The sequence below is a fragment of the Pantoea sp. X-Soil-TKNS-1211 genome (assembly GCF_059730495.1).
Map to the genome: position 1 here is coordinate 1,025,680 of NZ_AP035953.1, position 16,897 is coordinate 1,042,576.

Consider the following 16,897-nt stretch of genomic DNA (forward strand, 5'->3'; position numbering starts at 1 on the left):
GGGGATCACAACTTGTGATCCCTGTTGTCATTTCGCGTGACAGATCAGCGAGTTCCCTTGTAATCTGCCTGTTATCTTAATGTGCTGTGAGGAAGTAATATGCTCAACGTGAGTGAGTATTTTGACGGAAAAGTGAAGTCCATTGGTTTCGATAGCGTCACCATTGGTCGCGCAAGCGTGGGCGTAATGGCGGAAGGGGAATACACCTTCGGCACCGGCCAGCCGGAAGAGATGACTGTGGTCAGCGGCGCACTGAAAGTGCTGCTGCCGGGTGAAAGCGAGTGGAAATGGTATGAAGCAGGCAGCGTGTTCAACGTGCCGGGCCACAGCGAATTCCATTTACAGGTGGCTGAGCCGACATCTTATCTGTGCCGCTATCTGTAAGTATTCAGTTCAGGCCGCAGTGTTTCGCTGCGGTCTTTTTTTATCTTCCTTCCGCTATTTCTGATCTCGCTTGTCTAAATAACCGCTGACCCCGAAAAATACTAAAAAAATTCACCTGCTATTTTGAAAGCCATATATTTCCTAATGGTTCTTTAGTTTCAATCAATTAAAATAGATTCTTGTTACTCGATCTTGTAACAAGTTATTGAAAGCATTGAGTTTTTATTGGTTTCTTGGGTTGCGTGGTGCCGCGATGTAGATTAAAAATGATATGCCCATCATATGATGAGTTTATAGGGAAGATAATATGTCTTTTACTAATGTATATCGTTTGCCGCCAGGTATAATTCGGCATTGCTTTAATCCTGGTCCTGTTCGGGTTATTCCTGTATTAAGTAATACTATTAATTCTATTGGCCAGAACTGTGCTTGCCTGTCTTCAAATAATTGCACGAAGCACACAGTGAATACGGGTCTCAAAGTGTTGCAACCCACCAATAAGCGTTGGTTTATGAAAGATACACCGCTGCTCCCTCGCCTGAGTGGTGTTCCGGGTTCTGTTAAGTTAACCGGGAACGCGGTAACACCTTTTAGTGCGGGGGCATTGAAAACGGGAAAAGAATCTGGTGGAGAAAAACACAGTCTGAATAACCTATGGTCCTGTTATCCAGAGAAATCAAAGCAATCTTCTGCTGATTTAAAAAATGAGACAGGTGATAAATCCCTTGTGTCTGAATACCATGATTCTGGCAATGAAAGCCTTTCTGAATCGGAGTCTGAAGGCGCGATAACGCCGGATAACGTCTTTATCACAAATTGGGATAATCTTGGTCAGGAAAGTTTTTTGGTGCAAAAAAAACCAGAACTACCGGGGCATACCAATGATTTAAGTGAGCAAGACGAATCGGGTAAGCATAACCCTTTCCGCGTTATCGTTGCGGAAAATGCCGGAACGTTCTCGGATAAAAGGGCGTGGCAATTCGGTGAGAAGTTTGACAATTATTATCCGGGGTTTGAAGTAATAATAGAAGAGCCATCTTCTCTGAAACCAGTCGAGGAAGTCTCTATCACACAAGAAACCGTCTTGATAATAGGCGAAAAATTAAAAATGCAGAGTACTCAGAACATCTTTGGAATAAAACGAGAGGATTTATATCAGGAGGAATCGACACGGCTTTAAATCTCTGATCCGAAATTGTAATTTAGCCACATTCTGTAGCGGCGCGATTTATCACGCGCCTTGAATAATAAGCGCAATAAATCGCGCCGCTACGAGTGTGTTTAACGCTGTGCTTCTCCGCCCAGAGCTTCCACCAGATTACTGATCAGCGCGGCCAACTCACTGGTCATCAGAATAAAATCAGCATCAAAACGCTGAGCAAAATCATCACGATCAATATCGTCATTCTGCTCACGCAGGGTATCGCTGAATTTCAGGCGCTTCACGGATGCGTCATCAGCGATAACAAACTGAATACGTTCCTGCCAGTCGAGCGCCAGTTTGGTGACCACTTTACCGGCTTCGATATGGGTAGCAATTTCGTCCGACACCAGGTCCTGCTTTTTACAGCGGATCACGCCGCCTTCTTCCAGTAGCGCTTTTAGCTCGGCTTCATCCATCAGCGCGAAGCCAGCGGGCAGCTCGCCTGAACGCACCCACTCGGTCAGCGTCAGTTCAATCGGGCTTTCCAGCGTCAACGGCACCACCGGCAATGAACCGAGGCTTTTACGTAACAGCGCCAGGGTATCTTCGGCTTTCTTTGCGCTGGCGCAGTCGACAATAATCAGGTTGTTGACGGTGTCGATCCACATAAAGGTCTGGCTGAAGCGGCTAAAGGCGCGCGGCAGCAAGCTGTGCAACACTTCGTCCTTCAACGAATCCTTTTCAGTCTTCTTCAGCTTGCGACTTTGTTCCGCTTCCAGCTTGTCGATTTTGGCTTCCAGCGCCTGCTTGACCACCGGAGAAGGCAGAATTTTTTGCTCGGTACGGGCACAGATCACAATCTGACCATTAACCACGTGCGTCAGCGCCTCGCTGCGGTTACCCATAGGGGAAACCCAACCGGTTTTCGCCATATCCTGGCTACCGCAGGGTGAGAAGGTGAAGGCATCGAGCTGTTTTTCCAGGTCGTCTGCGGACAGCGGAATGTCACGATTCAGACGATAAACCATCATATTTTTAAACCACAACATCGGGATTCCTTACCGGGGGAAATCTATCAGTCAGCGCGCATCATAGCGAAACATCGGCTGGGTTTCATTGCCTTTACCCAAACGACCCTCTACGGTATCTCTCAACCTAACGAATAATGAGGAATAACATGTGCGTATTGGTATCGATTTAGGTGGCACCAAAATTGAAGTGATTGCACTGTCAGACCAGGGGCAGGAATTGTTTCGTCACCGCGTGAATACCCCGCGTGACGACTATGGCGCGACGATTCAGGCGATTGTTGATCTGGTATATCTGGCAGAAGAGAACACCGGACAGCAGGGGACCGTGGGGCTGGGCATTCCCGGCACCCTTTCGCCCTATACCCAGCGGGTTAAAAATGCTAACTCTACCTGGCTCAACGGCCAGCCGCTGGATAAGGATTTGGCGCAGGCGCTGAATCGTGACGTGCGTATTGCTAACGACGCGAATTGTCTGGCGGTATCCGAAGCGGTGGATGGCGCAGGCGCGGGAAAACCGCTGGTGTTTGCCGTGATTATCGGCACCGGTTCCGGGGCAGGTGTGGCGATCAACGGTGAGTCGCGTATCGGCGGCAACGGCAATGCCGGTGAATGGGGTCACAATCCGCTGCCGTGGATGGATGAGGATGAGTTGCGTTATCGCGCGGAAGTGCCGTGCTACTGCGGCTTACAGGGGTGCATTGAGACTTTTGTATCTGGTACGGGGTTTGCCATTGATTATCAGCGTTTGAGCGGAAACGCGCTAAAAGGGGCGGAGATCATCAAGCTGATAGAGCAACAGGATCCGGTGGCGGAGCTGGCGATGCGACGTTACGAAATGCGGCTGGCTAAATCGCTGGCGCAGGTAGTGAACTTGCTCGATCCGGATGTGATCGTGCTGGGCGGCGGGATGAGCAATAACGATCGCTTGTATCAGACCGTGCCGACGCTGATGAAACAGTGGGTATTTGGCCGCGAGTGTGAAACGCCGGTATTGAAAGCGGTGCATGGCGATTCCAGTGGCGTGCGCGGTGCGGCGTGGCTATGGCCCCTAAAAGACTAAAAGAGGTGCTGTGACGTAGCGGCGCGATTCATCGCGCATCTTTTTGTATGGAGGGGCAGTCACCCCTGCTAAAAATCCGCGCAATTTAGCGCGCCGCTACATTACGTTTCCTTATTCCCCAACCAGCATCGAATCCTGTGGTGCGTTATCGCGCTGTGTTTTGGTGGCGAGGAAGTAGATATAACCCACCACCATAATCGCCACAAACAAGCCGCCAATCACCGGGTTAAACCACAGCATCGCCACTAAACACACCAGCGACAGCACCAGCGCAATACCCGGTACAATCGGGTAACCAGGTGCGCGGAAGCTACGTTCCAGGTCGGGGGCGGTGCGACGCAGTTTGAACAGGCTCAGCATGCTCATCAGATACATCACAATCGCGCCAAATACTGCCATGGTGATCATTGCAGCGGTCAGGCTCATGCCCTGTAGGTTAATCCAGCCATCGCTGTAAATCGCGGCGATACCGATCACGCCACCGGCGATAATGGCGCGATGCGGCGTCTGGAAGCGTGACAGTTTTGCCAGGCTCTGCGGCAGATAACCGGCACGGGCCAGGGCAAAGAACTGACGTGAATAACCGAGGATGATGCCGTGGAAGCTGGCGACCAGACCAAACAGGCCAATCCATACCAGCATATGCATCCAGTTAGAGTTTTCACCCACAATCATCTTCATCGCCTGCGGCAGAGGATCGTTGATGTCGGACAGTTTGCGCCAGTCACCGGCACCGCCCGCCAGCAGCATCACGCCAATCGCCAGCACCACCAGTGTCAGAATGCCGGTGATATAGGCTTTCGGAATGGTACGTTTGGGGTCTTTGGCTTCTTCTGCCGCCATCGCTGCGCCTTCAATGGCGAGGAAGAACCAGATGGCAAAAGGAATCGCGGCAAAAATACCGGATACTGCGGGCATACCAAAAGATTCGCTACCGGCCCAGCCGTTGGCGGCGAAGTTGGCAATGCTGAAGCCCGGTGAGACCACGCCCATAAAGACCAGCAGTTCCAGCACCGCCAGCACCGTTACCACCAGTTCAAACATGGCTGCCAGCTTCACACCAAGGATATTCAGCGTCATGAATACCAGATAGGCACCGACCGCTGCGGTTTTCGGGTTGAGTTCTGGATACTGTACGTTGAGATAAGCGCCGATCGCCATGGCGATGGCTGGAGGGGCAAACACAAACTCGATCAGCGTCGCCAGACCGGCGATCAGGCCGCCGGTTTCGCCAAAGGCACGACGGCTGTAAGCAAATGGGCCACCGGCATGTGGGATAGCGGTGGTCAGCTCGGTGAAGCTAAAAATAAAACAGGTGTACATGGTGGCGATCAGCGCCGTGGTAATGAGAAATCCCAGCGTCCCTGCTACGCCCCAGCCGTAACTCCAGCCGAAATACTCCCCGGAAATGACCAGGCCAACCGCGATACCCCAAAGATGCAGGGTTCCCAGGGTGGGTTTGAGCTTGCTCGTCATAATCTTATCCCCGTCGTTATTGTTGAGTGCGGTAGATTCACCGCGCCGGTTTATCGTTTGCGCTACAGTGAAGGGGATAATGCCGCTGCCTCTCACGGGAAAACTTGACGCAGGCGCAGTGAGTTTTGTCCTCCACGGTCAACTCTGACGCAAGAAAAGTGCCAGATGCACGCTGCGGTCAACTTTGGGTCATCTGCGGTCAAGCAGTCAGGACGACGTCATCCCATGCTGATAACACTGTTGTCATCCCTGGAGCCTGATGAATGAGTGCCAAACAATCCGACACCCTGACAAATGCTGAAATCACCGTGCTGGCGCAACAGGCGCTGGCGTGCTATCCCGCCGCACTTCAGGGCGAGCTGAAATTACTGTGCCGTTCCGAAAACGCCACTTTCCTGCTGCTGGCGGGTGGAAAACGTTACGCTCTGCGTCTGCATCGTCCTGACTACCACAGCAAAGCCGACATTCTGAGTGAACTGCTGTGGCTGGATGCGCTGCGCGAGACCGGCATCATGGTGCCGGAAGCGATCCCGGCCAACGATGGCGAAACCGTCTTGTCGCTGCGTCTCGCTGACGGAGAGGTGCGTCATGCGGTGCTGTTCCACTGGATCGAGGGCGAGATGCCAACCACCGATGTCGATCCCAAAGCGTTCCAGCAACTCGGCCATATCACCGCGCGTTTGCACCAACACAGCAAACGCTGGCAGAAACCGCAGGGCTTCCAGCGCATTATCTGGGATCATCACACCATGGTGAGCGATCAGAGCCACTGGGGACGCTGGCAGGACGCGCCCAACCTTAATCCGGCTGATCATCAGGTGGTGGAGCAGGCGATTGCGCGGGTCGGCCAGGAGCTACAGGGTTTTGGCAAAGGTGCGGATCGTTACGGCCTGATCCATGCCGATCTGCGTCTGACCAACCTGCTGCTGCACAAAGGGGAAACGCGGGTGATCGACTTTGACGACTGCGGTCTCGGCTGGTATCTGCACGATCTGGCGGCGGCGATCAGTTTTGTCGAACACCATCCGCGTGCGGAAGAGTGGGTGGATAACTGGATCCGCGGTTATGAACAGGTGGGGCACATCAGCGATGCGGAGATGGCGCTGGTGCCGACGCTGTTGATCCAGCGCCGTATCCAGCTTACTGCCTGGATGGGATCCCATGCCGAAACCGAGATGGCGCTGAGCCTTGGGCCGCGCTGGGCGGATCATTCGGTGCGTCTGTGTCGTCGCTATCTGGAAAACAGTCAACTGCCGGTCGGTGCTTGATGCACCATCAGTGGGCGTGGCTGCGCCGTTACGGTGCTCGCCACGCTCGTTATCCTGCCTGATCGCCGCTTTTTCTGCGTTGCCCGCCTGGTACGAAAATTGCTGGATACGGTAATTCGATTCACTCCTGCGTATCCTGTGAGGTCAGCATGAATTCACTGATGAGACAGCCCGAGGCGTTTAGCGCCTTGTCGGCTCAGGTCAACGCCAGCAACCGTGGCGTGCTGGCGGCGGCGGCCACCGGCCTGAGTGACTTTATTACCGGCAAAGGCGGCGATGTGGATCGCATCTTTGGCATCAGCGGCATCGATTCCGAACTGCTCGCCAGCCCGACCCTTAGCCTGGGTTTAGTTAACTATTGTCGTGTGATGGAAGAAGCGGCGCGACATTCCGGTTTTGATAACTTCGGTTTGCACTACGGCAGGCAGTTCAAACCGCAGTCATTAGGCCTGATTGGCTACATTGGGCTGTGCTCACCGACGCTGGAGCAGGCGCTGCATAATGTGGTGAATGCCTTCCCGTGGCATCAGCACGACACTCTGACGCGGCTGGTGGACAAAGGTGACTGCTGGCGGCTCGATTATCAGGTGCGCCACGGGGCGATTCTGTCGCGTCGTCAGGATGCGGAGCTGACGCTCGGCATGTTCCTTAACCTGATCCGGCATGTGGCGGGAAAAAATTGGGCGCCGCGAGAAGTGCATTTTGAACATCCGCGTCCGGAGCAATGGCATGAGCACTGCAAAGTGTTTGATGCGCCGGTTTGGTTCGAGCAACCCTTTAACTCGCTGGTGATCCCGAAACGCGATCTGCTGCGCGCGATGCCAGAGCAGGATCCGATGTTGTTGATGGTGATGCAGGATGCCATCCGTCGCCTCAACAGCAGCGCCAGCCAGCAGAGTGTAGTGGAGCAGGCGCGCTCACAGGTCAATCTGTCGTTGATTCAGGGCGAGCCGGTACTGGAAGAGATTGCGGATAAAATGGGGCTGTCGAGCTGGTCGTTACAGCGTCGTCTGCGCGAAGAGGGCATCAGCTTCAGCGCGCTGGTGGATAAGGTGCGTTGCGAGATGGCGACGCATTACCTGCAACAAAAACAGCTGCCGATTTCCGAAATGGCGCTACTGCTCGGTTATTCCGAGGTGAGCGCCTTTTCGCGCGCGTTTCGTCGTTGGTTCGGCATCAGTCCGCGCCAGTGGCGGCAAGATGGACTGGCAAGCTGACCTGCTGCGGCGCAAAACCAAACCACGCTGGCTGTCCGCGATCGGGCGGCGGCGGTAATCCCTTCGATTGACCAATCAATTGCCAGGCGCGCAGACACAGCGGCTCATCGCCCTGTGTTTGCGTGACGGCATAACGTCCACTTTTTTCCCACTCCAGCCGCACCAGACAACGCTGGCCCGCATAATGGCTGGCATCGTGGAAATCATGTACCAGCTTTTGCTGCATTTCATCAGCCCATTTGCAGGATTCGCTTCCCGGAGCGGTGTCGGGCTGGCACAAATTGGATGACGCATCCTGTTGCCGTGACTGGAGATTCTGACAAGCGCTCAGCATCATCAGGATAACTACCCCGCCTAATAGTCCCGCAATTCTATTAATTAAATTCATTAATGTGCCGTTATTTTCGCTAAAGATCTGATTGCACCCTGCCGACAGTCTACAGACCGACTCACTGAATGCTATGGCATTCGTCCGACTGTCGGTAAAACCAGAATTTGCCGCCCCGCGCGGTTTTCCCTTCTTTTATTCATGGACCTGAAATGCAAAAAAAATATGCCCTCGCGGCACTTTCCTTGTTATCGGCAGCGTTGCTGAGTGGCTGTGCCACTGAGTCTTCGCGCGCCATTGAAGCCCCGCAGGTGCGGGCCGCCAGCCAACCGGCGTACCAGGGGGTTCGTAGTCCGATCGCAGTGGGCCAGTTTGATAACCGCTCGTCTTATATGAACGGTATTTTCTCTGATGGTGTGGATCGTTTGGGTAATCAGTCAAAAACCATTCTGGTCACTCACTTGCAGCAGACCGGGCGCTTTAACGTGCTGGAACGCACCAACCTGAAAGAGCTGCAACAGGAAGCTAACTTCAAGCACAGCCAGCAAAATATCAAAGGTGCCAACTACATCATCACCGGTGATATCACCGAATTTGGCCGTAAAGAAGTGGGCGACCAGCAGCTGTGGGGCATTCTGGGACGTGGAAAAACCCAGGTCGCTTACGCCAAGGTGAACCTCAACGTGGTGGACGTCACCACTTCTGAAGTGGTGTATAGCGCGCAGGGCGCAGGTGAATACCAGCTTTCTGCCCGCGAAGTGATTGGTTTTGGTGGCACCACCAGTTACGACTCAACCCTGAATGGCAAAGTGATGGATCTGGCGATCCGTGAAGCGGTCGATCACCTGGTTGACGGCATTACCAGCGGCGCATGGCGTCCGGCGAAATAAGGATATTCCCGATGAAATTGATACAACTGAGCGCTGCGCTGATCGCAGCGGGTGTGCTGGCTGGCTGTGCGCCGAAAGGGCCGGAACCACTCTACTATTGGGGTGACTACCAGCAGCAGATCTATAGCTACTACCAAAAAGATAAAGATCCGGCACAGCAGATTGATGCGCTGAATCTGGATATCGAAAAAGCCCGTTCGGTGAATAAGCCGGTGGCACCTGGCCTGCATGCCCAATTGGGTCTGCTCTATGCTCAGACCGGTCAAACCGACAAAGCGTTCAGCCAGTTTGCGGCGGAAAAGCAGCTGTTCCCGGAATCGGCCCCGTATATGGATTTTTTGATGAGTAAAAAACAAGGAGCAACCCAGTGAAAAAACTGATTGCAGGTTTCGCCGTGCTGACCGCTCTGCTGCTGACCGGCTGTGCGCCACATAAAAAACCGTATGATTACAGCGCGTTCCGCGCCAGTAAACCGGCATCGATTCTGGTGTTACCTGCGGATAACAAAGCACCGGATGTCAATGCGGCCCACAGCTTCACCTCGCTGGTGACGCAGCCGTTAGCGGAAGCGGGTTACTACGTGTTCCCGGTGGCGGTGGTGGAAGAGACGTTCCAGCAGAACGGTTTGACCAACGGTCATGATGTTCAGGCGGTCAGCACCAAACGTCTGCACGATATTTTCCACGCTGACAGCGCGCTCTACATTTCGATTACCGATTACGGTACGCGTTATTTAGTGGTCGACAGCAACACCATGGTGAGCGCTTCGGCACGCCTGGTGGATCTGCGCACCGGTAAGCAACTGTGGGAAGGCAGTGCCACCGCCAATGATGGCGAAAATGGTAACAACAACAGTGGCGGCATCATCGGCATTCTGGTATCGGCGGCGGTGAAACAGATCGCCAATAACGTCACCGATAAAGCGCACACCGTTGCCGGTGTTACCAGCGTACGTCTGCTGGCACAGAACGAAGATGGCGGCCTGTTGGCAGGTCCGCGTCGTCCGTTGTCGGTAACACGTTAAGATAGTCGTAGCAGCGCGATTTATCGCGCTGTTTTCTGTGCACCGACGGAAAGGCGCGCGATAAATCGCGCCGCTACGGCAACTCCAGCTTGCTGTAACCCAGCCCGTTCATTTTGCGCACCCTAATCTGCACCGGGATGCGCTCTTTCATTGCTTCCACATGGCTGATGACACCAATGGTTTTACCGCTGGCATTCAATGCATCAAGGGCGTCCAGCGCGGTGTCGAGCGTTTCGGCATCCAGCGTGCCAAAGCCTTCATCGAGGAACAGCGATTCGATGCGGGTTTTGTGGCTGACGAGGTCGGATAACGCCAGCGCCAGCGCCAGACTCACCAGAAAACTCTCGCCACCGGACAGTGTGCGAGTGTCGCGAGTGGCATCGGCTTGCCAGGTATCCACCACATCCAGCTCCAGTTCATCCGTGGCACGACGCTGCAACAGATAACGGCCATGCAGGCGATCGAGCTGACGATTAGCCAGCCACACCAGGTGATCGAGGGTTAATCCCTGGGCGAAACGGCGGAATTTGTCACCTTTAGCTGAACCGATTAACTCGTTGAGTTGGCTCCATTGTGTCAGTTCCGCTTCGTGGCTGTCGATTTGCGCCAGCAGCGATTGCTGCTGCTCACGCAGTCGGGCATCGCTGGACAGCTGCTGCTGTGCCTCGCCTTGCTGGCGGGCATTGTCGCGTAACGCCATGCGCAGGTTTTCCAGCCGGGGGCCGACCTCTGCCGCCAGTTCATCGCTCAGTTCCGCCGGACGTTGTTGTTGATGGGCAATTAACCGTTGCGCCAGTTGCTGGTTCAGCGTGGTTTGCTGTTGGCGTTGTTGCTCCAGCGCCTGTAAACGCTGCCGCAGTGGCTCAACTTCAGCAACATCAAGCAAAGCGGCACGTAGCGCGGCTTCGTCGGCAAAATCGCTGTGCTGCAAGGCACTGAGGAAGTCGCTTTCTGCCGCCTCCTGACGTGCGGTTTGCGCCAGTTGCTGCTGCTCAAGTTGCGCGCGCTGGCCGTTCAGGCTGTGCACGGTGCTTTGTGCCTGCTGCCAGTTCTGTAATTGCTGCGTCAGCTCCTGTTCGCACAATTGCAGCGCGGCCTGATGCGTCTGACGTTCGGCCTGCACCTGACGAGCGCCAAACAGTTGCTGACGACGCTGTTGTTGTTCAGTGCTTTGCTGTTGTAACGCGCTGAGTGTTTGTTGGAGTGCCTCCAGCCGTTGCTGTTCACGCGCAAGATTCTGTTGCTGGTTGTGACGTTCGCTGTCGGCTTTCATCAGCTGCGGTTGCAAGGTGGTAAGTAACTGCTCACTCTCTTGCCATTTCTGCCAGCGTAGTTGCAGCGTGTTCAACCAGCCGTCACGCACATCGCGGGCGGGCAGGGTGAGCTGATGTTGTGCCAGTTGCTGTTCCAGTTGCTGACTTAATTGCTGCCACGCAGCGTGCTCAGTGCCGCTGCGCTGGCTGAGATCGTTTAACGCCTGCTGAGCACTGGTAATCTGCTGCTGCGCCAACTGTTGCTGCTGTAGATGTTCCAGCCACTCCCGTAGCTGGTTTTCCTGCTGATCCTGCTGCTGTTGCCAGCGGCTAACATCGTCCTGCTGCTCCAGCGTGCAGGTGAGCGCCAGCTCACCGGTCAGCCGTTGCCACTGCTCAGTCAGCGAGCTGAGTTGTTGCCCGATATCCTTGAGTTCCTGCTGCAACGCCTGCTGTTGCAGCAGTGACAGCCGCTGCTGCTCACCTTTGGCAGTGCCGGATTCTTTAAGCTGCGTCTCCTGGTGTTGCAGTGCGACCAGCCGCTGCTGATTTTCACCGGGTTCCAACTGTCGATATTCTTCGATGGCCGGATGTTGGCAGGAGCCGCATAAAGGGCAGGGTTGGTTTGGCTGTAACCGGGCGCGTTCATCCGCCAGGCGGGCGATGGTAAGTTCCAAATCACAGATTTTCTGCACATCAAGTCGCGCTTGATTGATGCGCTTCCACTCCTCGCGCAGCGCCTGTAAAACCTGTTCTTCGGCCTGATATTGCTGGGTTAATGCCTGCAATTTCTGCTGGCGCTGTTGCTGCTGCGGCTGGAGCGAGCGCCACTGCGCGGCCAGCAGGGTCAGCTGCTGGCGGGACGCACGTTGTGCCTGATGTTGCGCCAATGCATCCCGCACCTGATCGATAGCCGGTGGCGCTGCTGGCAGCGCCTGTTGGCGGGCAGCAAAAGCCTGTTGGAGCTGGTCGAGCTGCTGTTGCTGCTGCTGTTGCTGGTTGCGCAACTGGGTGATGGTCTGCTCACGTTCATCCAGCCGGGTGATATCGGACTGCCAGCGTGTGAGGTGTTCACCCCAGCCAGCCACGCTGGTCTCCTGGCTACGCCATTGTTGCTGCTCATCCCAGAGTTGTTGTAAGCGTTCACTCTCCTGTTGTTGCTGGCTGAGTGCGGTGCTGCTGTTCTGTACCAGGTGCTGCTGCGCAGCGGCCTCGCGCTGCTGATCACCGATCTGTTGTTGCAGAGAGGCGAGCTGTTGATCGAGTGGGATGACCTGCTCCGTCAGCAGTGTTTCCAGTTGCTGCTGCGCGTTCTGCGCCTGTTCGCGCGCCTGTTGCGCTGCCTGGTAGTGGGTTTCGCCTTGTTGCTGCGCTGCGAGCGCCTGCTGTTGTTGTCGCTGCACCTGTTGGTACTGCTGCGCTATGGCGATACTTTCCTGTTGCAGTTGGGTGCGTTGTTGCAGTTTATCGCGCAATTTTTCCGCGGGTTCGGCGCGTGCCAGCCGTTGGCGTTCTGGGGCAGCCTGTTGCCACGCGTTTTCTGCCGTCTGCATCGCCTGTTGCGCCTGCTGCTGCTCCTCAGCCAACTGTTGTGACTGGCTCAGCCACTGTTGTTGCTGCTGTGTGGAGGTCAGTTGCTGATTCAGGGTGGTTTCGGCAGCATTGAGTTGCTCCAACTGACTTGCCAGCTCTGCCCGGCGCACCTCATCCAGCAGCGACATGCCCCCGGCGCGCGCGCGCAGGGTATCAAGATCGGCACGTGCGCCTTTGTAACGCTCAAAAATCTGCATCGAGATTTGTCCGTAAATCTCGGTGCCGGTCAGTTCCTCCAGCAGTTCGGCTCGCTCGCCCGGTTTGGCGTTCAGAAAGGCGGCGAATTGTCCCTGCGACAGCATCATCGAACGGGTAAAGCGGGCAAAGTCGAGGCCGGATAATGTTTCGATCAACTTCAGTTTGTCGCCCACTTTATCGGCGACGATTTGGTTGTCGGCACAGCGCGCCAGCTCGACGCGCGGTGCCTGCAATTTGCCATCGGCCTGACCACGGGCGCGGTTCTGGCTCCAGAAGGCACGCCACGCTTCGCCTTTGATCTCAAACTCCACCTCGGCGAGGCATTCGGCGGTATCACGGGTGATCAGTTCATTCTGGGTTTGCGACAGCACGCCGAGGCGCGGTGTCTGGTGATACAACGCCAGACAGATAGCATCGAGCAGGGTGGTTTTACCGGCACCGGTGGCGCCGGTGATGGCGAACAAACCGTTACTGGCAAATGGCTCGCGCCGGAAATCGATAAACCATTCTCCACGCAGGGCGTTGAGGTTTTTAAAGCGTAACGTCAGGATTTTCATGCCGAGGGGGTCTCCAGCGCAGCAAGGGTGGTGCGGAACAGCTGGGTGAGCCGGGCAGCCTGCTCATCATCCAGATCTTCCTCGAGCGCCAGACGGCGCGCAAACACCTCCTCAACCTGTAACTCGCTCAGGGTTTCGTTATCCAGCCGTGCCAGGCTGTGGCTGCGCTGCTCACGACTGCGGCGGACCAGCAGCACCTCTACCGGTAAATTTTCCGTCAGTTGCTCCACGCGGCGCTGTAAATCGCTGAGGTGTTCCTGGGTGGTGATTTCAATATCCAGCCAGACCGGCAGCTCGCTATCTTTATCTTTAAACGCGGCCAACTGTTGTTCGATGTCCGCCAGCGAACCTTTTAGCATCTGCATCGGCTGGAACAATGGGATCGTCAACGGCGTTACCGCATCGAGACCGGTAGTGAAATCGAGCAGAAATACGCTTTTATCGCGGCCCAGCTCATCAAAGCTGAGCGGGATCGGCGAGCCGCTGTAACGAATATGATCGCTGTCGGCAATGCGCTGCGCGCGGTGAATATGGCCGAGGGCGATGTAATCGGCGGCGGGAAACGCCTGCGCCGGAAAGGCGTCGAGCGTGCCGATGTAGATATCACGTACCGAGTCGCTTTTGGTGACGCCGACGGTGGTGAGATGACCAGTGGCGATAATCGGCAGTGTACCACTCAGCGCCGCGCGTTGCGCCTCGGCGGCCGCAAAGCAGTGCTGATAATGCTGTTCGATGGCTTCCAGCAGCGACAGCTGCTTTTCCCGCCCGGACTGTCCGGCCTGGCTGCGCAGAATATCGCGCGGGCGCAGATAGGGAATGGCACACAGCAGCGCGCCTGGCGTACCGTCTCTCTGCTTCAGGGTCAGCACCTGCTGCTCGCCCTGCGGCGTAGCGCTGGTGATCACCTGGGTATTGAGGCAGGCGAGTAGTTCGCGCGATTCATTCAGCGTCGCCACCGAATCATGGTTACCGGCCAGCACAATCAGCTGGCACTGGCTACCCTGTAACGCGACGACAAAACGGTTAAACATTTCACGGGCATAGCTGGGCGGCGAACCGGTGTCAAACAGGTCACCGGCGATAATCAGCGCATCCACCTGATGCTGTTCAATTTGCTGTCGCAGCCAGTCGAGAAACGCCTGATGTTCAGCTGCGCGACTTTTGCTGTAAAAGAACTGGCCCAAATGCCAGTCCGCCGTATGAATGATGCGCATGGATGCTCCCTGCCAGTTAAAGCGATGGGCAATTATAACGGCTTCATCGCGAAAGAAAAAAATTCGCCTCGTCGCTGTCACATTTCTGTTTTTTAACTAAATATTCAGGGATGCGTTTTTCATAAAAGTGTCATAAAACTGACGCATAATGGCGCCGCAAATCCCAGTGACAGCCGTCATATCAGCAGGAGTAATAATGGCTAAGCGCATTTTGGTTGTGGAAGACGAAGCTCCCATCCGTGAAATGTTATGTTTCGTGCTGGAACAGAACGATTACCAGCCGATTGAGGCGGAAGATTATGACAGCGCAGTGGGGAAGCTGATCGAACCCTGGCCTGATTTGATTTTGCTGGACTGGATGTTACCCGGAGGCAGCGGTATCCAGTTTATTAAGCATCTGAAACGTGAAGCGATGACGCGTGATATTCCGGTGATGATGCTGACTGCGCGCGGTGAAGAGGAAGATCGTGTGCGCGGTCTGGAAGTGGGCGCTGATGATTACATCACCAAACCTTTCTCACCGAAAGAGTTGATGGCACGTATCAAAGCGGTGATGCGCCGTATTTCACCGATGGCGGTGGAAGAGGTGATTGAGATGCAGGGGCTGAGCCTCGACCCGTCCTCACACCGCGTGATGTCCGAAACCACGCCGCTGGAAATGGGACCGACTGAATACAAGTTGCTGCACTTCTTTATGACCCACCCGGAACGCGTTTACAGCCGCGAACAGCTGCTGAACCACGTCTGGGGCACCAATGTGTATGTCGAGGATCGTACTGTCGATGTACATATCCGTCGTTTACGTAAAGCGCTGGAGGTCTCCGGCCACGATCGCATGGTACAAACCGTACGCGGAACAGGGTATCGTTTCTCTGCCCGCTACTGAACGGAGTCTTTACCGTGCTGGAACGACTCTCCTGGAAGAGATTATTGACCGAACTGGTGCTGGTCTGTCTGCCGGCACTGATTATCGGTCTGGTATTTGGTTATCTCCCCTGGCTGCTGCTGATCACCGTGCTGGGCCTACTGCTGTGGCATTTCCGCAACCTGATGCGCTTGTCGCACTGGTTGTGGGTTGACCGTTCCATGACACCACCCGGCGGACGTGCCAGCTGGGAACCGCTGTTCTATGGGCTGTATCAAATGCAGCTGCGTAATCGTCGTCGTCGTCGCGAATTGGGAAACCTGATCAAACGCTTTCGCAGTGGTGCGGAATCGCTGCCGGATGCGGTGGTGCTCACCACCGAAGAGGGCATCATTTTCTGGTGTAACGGTCTGGCGCAGCAGCACCTCGGTCTGCGTTGGCCGGAAGACAATGGTCAGAACATCCTTAACCTGCTCCGCTACCCTGAATTCTCCCGCTATATTCGTCAGCGCGACTTTAATAGGCCGCTGACGCTGGTGCTGAATAATCAACACCATATGGAGTTTCGCGTGATGCCCTACAGCGAAGGTCAGTGGCTGATGGTGGCGCGTGATGTGACGCAAATGCATCAACTGGAGGGTGCACGACGTAACTTCTTCGCCAACGTCAGCCATGAGCTGCGGACCCCGCTGACGGTGTTGCAGGGTTATCTGGAGATGATGAACGATTCGGTGATGAATGAACGTTCACGCAGCAAAGCGTTGCAGACCATGACGGAGCAAACGCGCCGCATGGACAGCCTGGTGAAGCAACTGCTGACGCTGTCGCGCATTGAAGCGGCACCGGCCCTCGACATGAAAGAAACGGTAGACGTGCCGACCATGCTGTTGTTGTTGCAGCGCGAAGCGGAAACCCTCAGCCAGGGACGTCATGAGATCCATTTCCACACCGATCCGCACCTCAAAGTGCTGGGCAATGATGAACAATTGCGCAGCGCCATCTCCAACCTGGTGTATAACGCGGTCAACCATACGCCGGAAGGGACGCGCATTGATATCAGCTGGCTGCGTAATAAGCTGGGGGCCGAGTTTAAGGTATGCGATAACGGGCCGGGGATTAGCCCTGAACATCTGCCACGCCTGACGGAACGTTTCTACCGGGTGGATAAAGCGCGTTCGCGCGCCACTGGCGGCAGTGGCCTCGGGCTGGCGATTGTTAAGCATGCGCTTGGCCATCACAACGCGCGCCTGGAGATCACCAGCGTGCCGCATCAGGAGACCTGCTTCAGCTTTATCCTGCCGCCACGGTTGATTGTCGCCAGCCAGATACGGGAGAATGTGGCGCAATAAATTGCTCAAAAAACTGCGCGATAAATCGCGCCGCTACATGGAATCC

The 16,897-nt window shown here is 55.3% G+C and carries 15 protein-coding genes; 10 read left to right on the forward strand and 5 right to left on the reverse strand.

Features of this window, described 5'->3' with window-relative positions; all coding sequences use genetic code 11:
- Nucleotides 1-99: 99 nt before the first annotated feature.
- Together ppnP and AC6I8W_RS04635 are read left to right on the forward strand one after the other, a co-directional pair.
- Nucleotides 100-384: a pyrimidine/purine nucleoside phosphorylase gene (gene ppnP / locus AC6I8W_RS04630; protein ID WP_021185889.1), complete on the forward strand. Its 285-nt coding sequence runs from the start codon at nucleotides 100-102 to the stop codon at nucleotides 382-384.
- A gap of 307 nt (nucleotides 385-691) precedes the next feature.
- Nucleotides 692-1,564, forward strand: a complete 873-nt coding sequence (locus tag AC6I8W_RS04635; RefSeq protein ID WP_497837166.1) for a hypothetical protein — start codon at nucleotides 692-694, stop codon at nucleotides 1,562-1,564.
- Nucleotides 1,565-1,665: 101 nt separating this feature from the next.
- Here AC6I8W_RS04635 and rdgC read toward each other — a convergent pair whose 3' ends face one another.
- Nucleotides 1,666-2,577 (reverse strand): recombination-associated protein RdgC, encoded by a 912-nt coding sequence (gene rdgC / locus AC6I8W_RS04640; protein ID WP_208724938.1) that lies wholly within the window; start codon nucleotides 2,575-2,577, stop codon nucleotides 1,666-1,668.
- A 130-nt stretch (nucleotides 2,578-2,707) separates the two neighbouring features.
- Here rdgC and mak point away from each other — a divergent pair, with 130 nt between their 5' ends.
- Nucleotides 2,708-3,619 (forward strand): fructokinase, encoded by a 912-nt coding sequence (gene mak / locus AC6I8W_RS04645; RefSeq protein ID WP_497837167.1) that lies wholly within the window; start codon nucleotides 2,708-2,710, stop codon nucleotides 3,617-3,619.
- A gap of 111 nt (nucleotides 3,620-3,730) precedes the next feature.
- Here mak and eat read toward each other — a convergent pair whose 3' ends face one another.
- Entirely contained in the window at nucleotides 3,731-5,095 is a 1,365-nt protein-coding gene (eat, locus tag AC6I8W_RS04650; RefSeq protein ID WP_497837168.1) for an ethanolamine permease, read from the reverse strand.
- A gap of 263 nt (nucleotides 5,096-5,358) precedes the next feature.
- On the opposite strand from eat, the gene AC6I8W_RS04655 reads away from it, so the two are divergent.
- On the forward strand, nucleotides 5,359-6,363 hold the full coding sequence (locus AC6I8W_RS04655; protein ID WP_497837169.1) for a phosphotransferase enzyme family protein: 1,005 nt from the start codon (nucleotides 5,359-5,361) through the stop codon (nucleotides 6,361-6,363).
- A gap of 161 nt (nucleotides 6,364-6,524) precedes the next feature.
- Nucleotides 6,525-7,580, forward strand: coding sequence for an AraC-like transcriptional regulator QhpR (qhpR, locus tag AC6I8W_RS04660; protein ID WP_497837170.1), 1,056 nt, complete (start codon nucleotides 6,525-6,527; stop codon nucleotides 7,578-7,580).
- Here qhpR and AC6I8W_RS04665 read toward each other — a convergent pair.
- Nucleotides 7,540-7,968 (reverse strand): cell envelope integrity TolA family protein, encoded by a 429-nt coding sequence (locus AC6I8W_RS04665; RefSeq protein ID WP_497837171.1) that lies wholly within the window; start codon nucleotides 7,966-7,968, stop codon nucleotides 7,540-7,542. The genes qhpR and AC6I8W_RS04665 overlap by 41 nt on opposite strands.
- Before the next feature lie 152 nt (nucleotides 7,969-8,120).
- Between AC6I8W_RS04665 and AC6I8W_RS04670 the strand changes: the two genes are divergently transcribed.
- From AC6I8W_RS04670 to AC6I8W_RS04680, 3 genes are read left to right on the forward strand one after another with little or no spacing between them, the layout of a single operon-like run.
- Nucleotides 8,121-8,798, forward strand: a complete 678-nt coding sequence (locus AC6I8W_RS04670; RefSeq protein WP_497837172.1) for a CsgG/HfaB family protein — start codon at nucleotides 8,121-8,123, stop codon at nucleotides 8,796-8,798.
- An 11-nt stretch (nucleotides 8,799-8,809) separates the two neighbouring features.
- Nucleotides 8,810-9,169 carry a DUF4810 domain-containing protein gene (locus tag AC6I8W_RS04675; protein ID WP_497837173.1) on the forward strand — a complete coding sequence of 120 codons (360 nt, stop codon included), beginning with the start codon at nucleotides 8,810-8,812 and terminating at the stop codon, nucleotides 9,167-9,169.
- Nucleotides 9,166-9,822 (forward strand): DUF799 domain-containing protein, encoded by a 657-nt coding sequence (locus AC6I8W_RS04680; RefSeq protein WP_497837174.1) that lies wholly within the window; start codon nucleotides 9,166-9,168, stop codon nucleotides 9,820-9,822. Before AC6I8W_RS04675 ends, AC6I8W_RS04680 begins: the two co-directional genes overlap by 4 nt.
- 73 nt (nucleotides 9,823-9,895) lie before the next feature.
- Here AC6I8W_RS04680 and AC6I8W_RS04685 read toward each other — a convergent pair whose 3' ends face one another.
- Together AC6I8W_RS04685 and sbcD are read right to left on the reverse strand one after the other, a co-directional pair.
- On the reverse strand, nucleotides 9,896-13,423 hold the full coding sequence (locus AC6I8W_RS04685; protein WP_497837175.1) for an SbcC/MukB-like Walker B domain-containing protein: 3,528 nt from the start codon (nucleotides 13,421-13,423) through the stop codon (nucleotides 9,896-9,898).
- Nucleotides 13,420-14,637 carry an exonuclease subunit SbcD gene (gene sbcD, locus AC6I8W_RS04690; RefSeq protein WP_497837176.1) on the reverse strand — a complete coding sequence of 406 codons (1,218 nt, stop codon included), beginning with the start codon at nucleotides 14,635-14,637 and terminating at the stop codon, nucleotides 13,420-13,422. Before sbcD ends, AC6I8W_RS04685 begins: the two co-directional genes overlap by 4 nt.
- A gap of 196 nt (nucleotides 14,638-14,833) precedes the next feature.
- On the opposite strand from sbcD, the gene phoB reads away from it, so the two are divergent.
- Nucleotides 14,834-15,523, forward strand: coding sequence for a phosphate response regulator transcription factor PhoB (gene phoB, locus AC6I8W_RS04695; RefSeq protein ID WP_003852491.1), 690 nt, complete (start codon nucleotides 14,834-14,836; stop codon nucleotides 15,521-15,523).
- A gap of 14 nt (nucleotides 15,524-15,537) precedes the next feature.
- Entirely contained in the window at nucleotides 15,538-16,851 is a 1,314-nt protein-coding gene (gene phoR, locus AC6I8W_RS04700; RefSeq protein WP_497837177.1) for a phosphate regulon sensor histidine kinase PhoR, read from the forward strand.
- The last annotated feature ends 46 nt before the right edge of the window (nucleotides 16,852-16,897 follow it).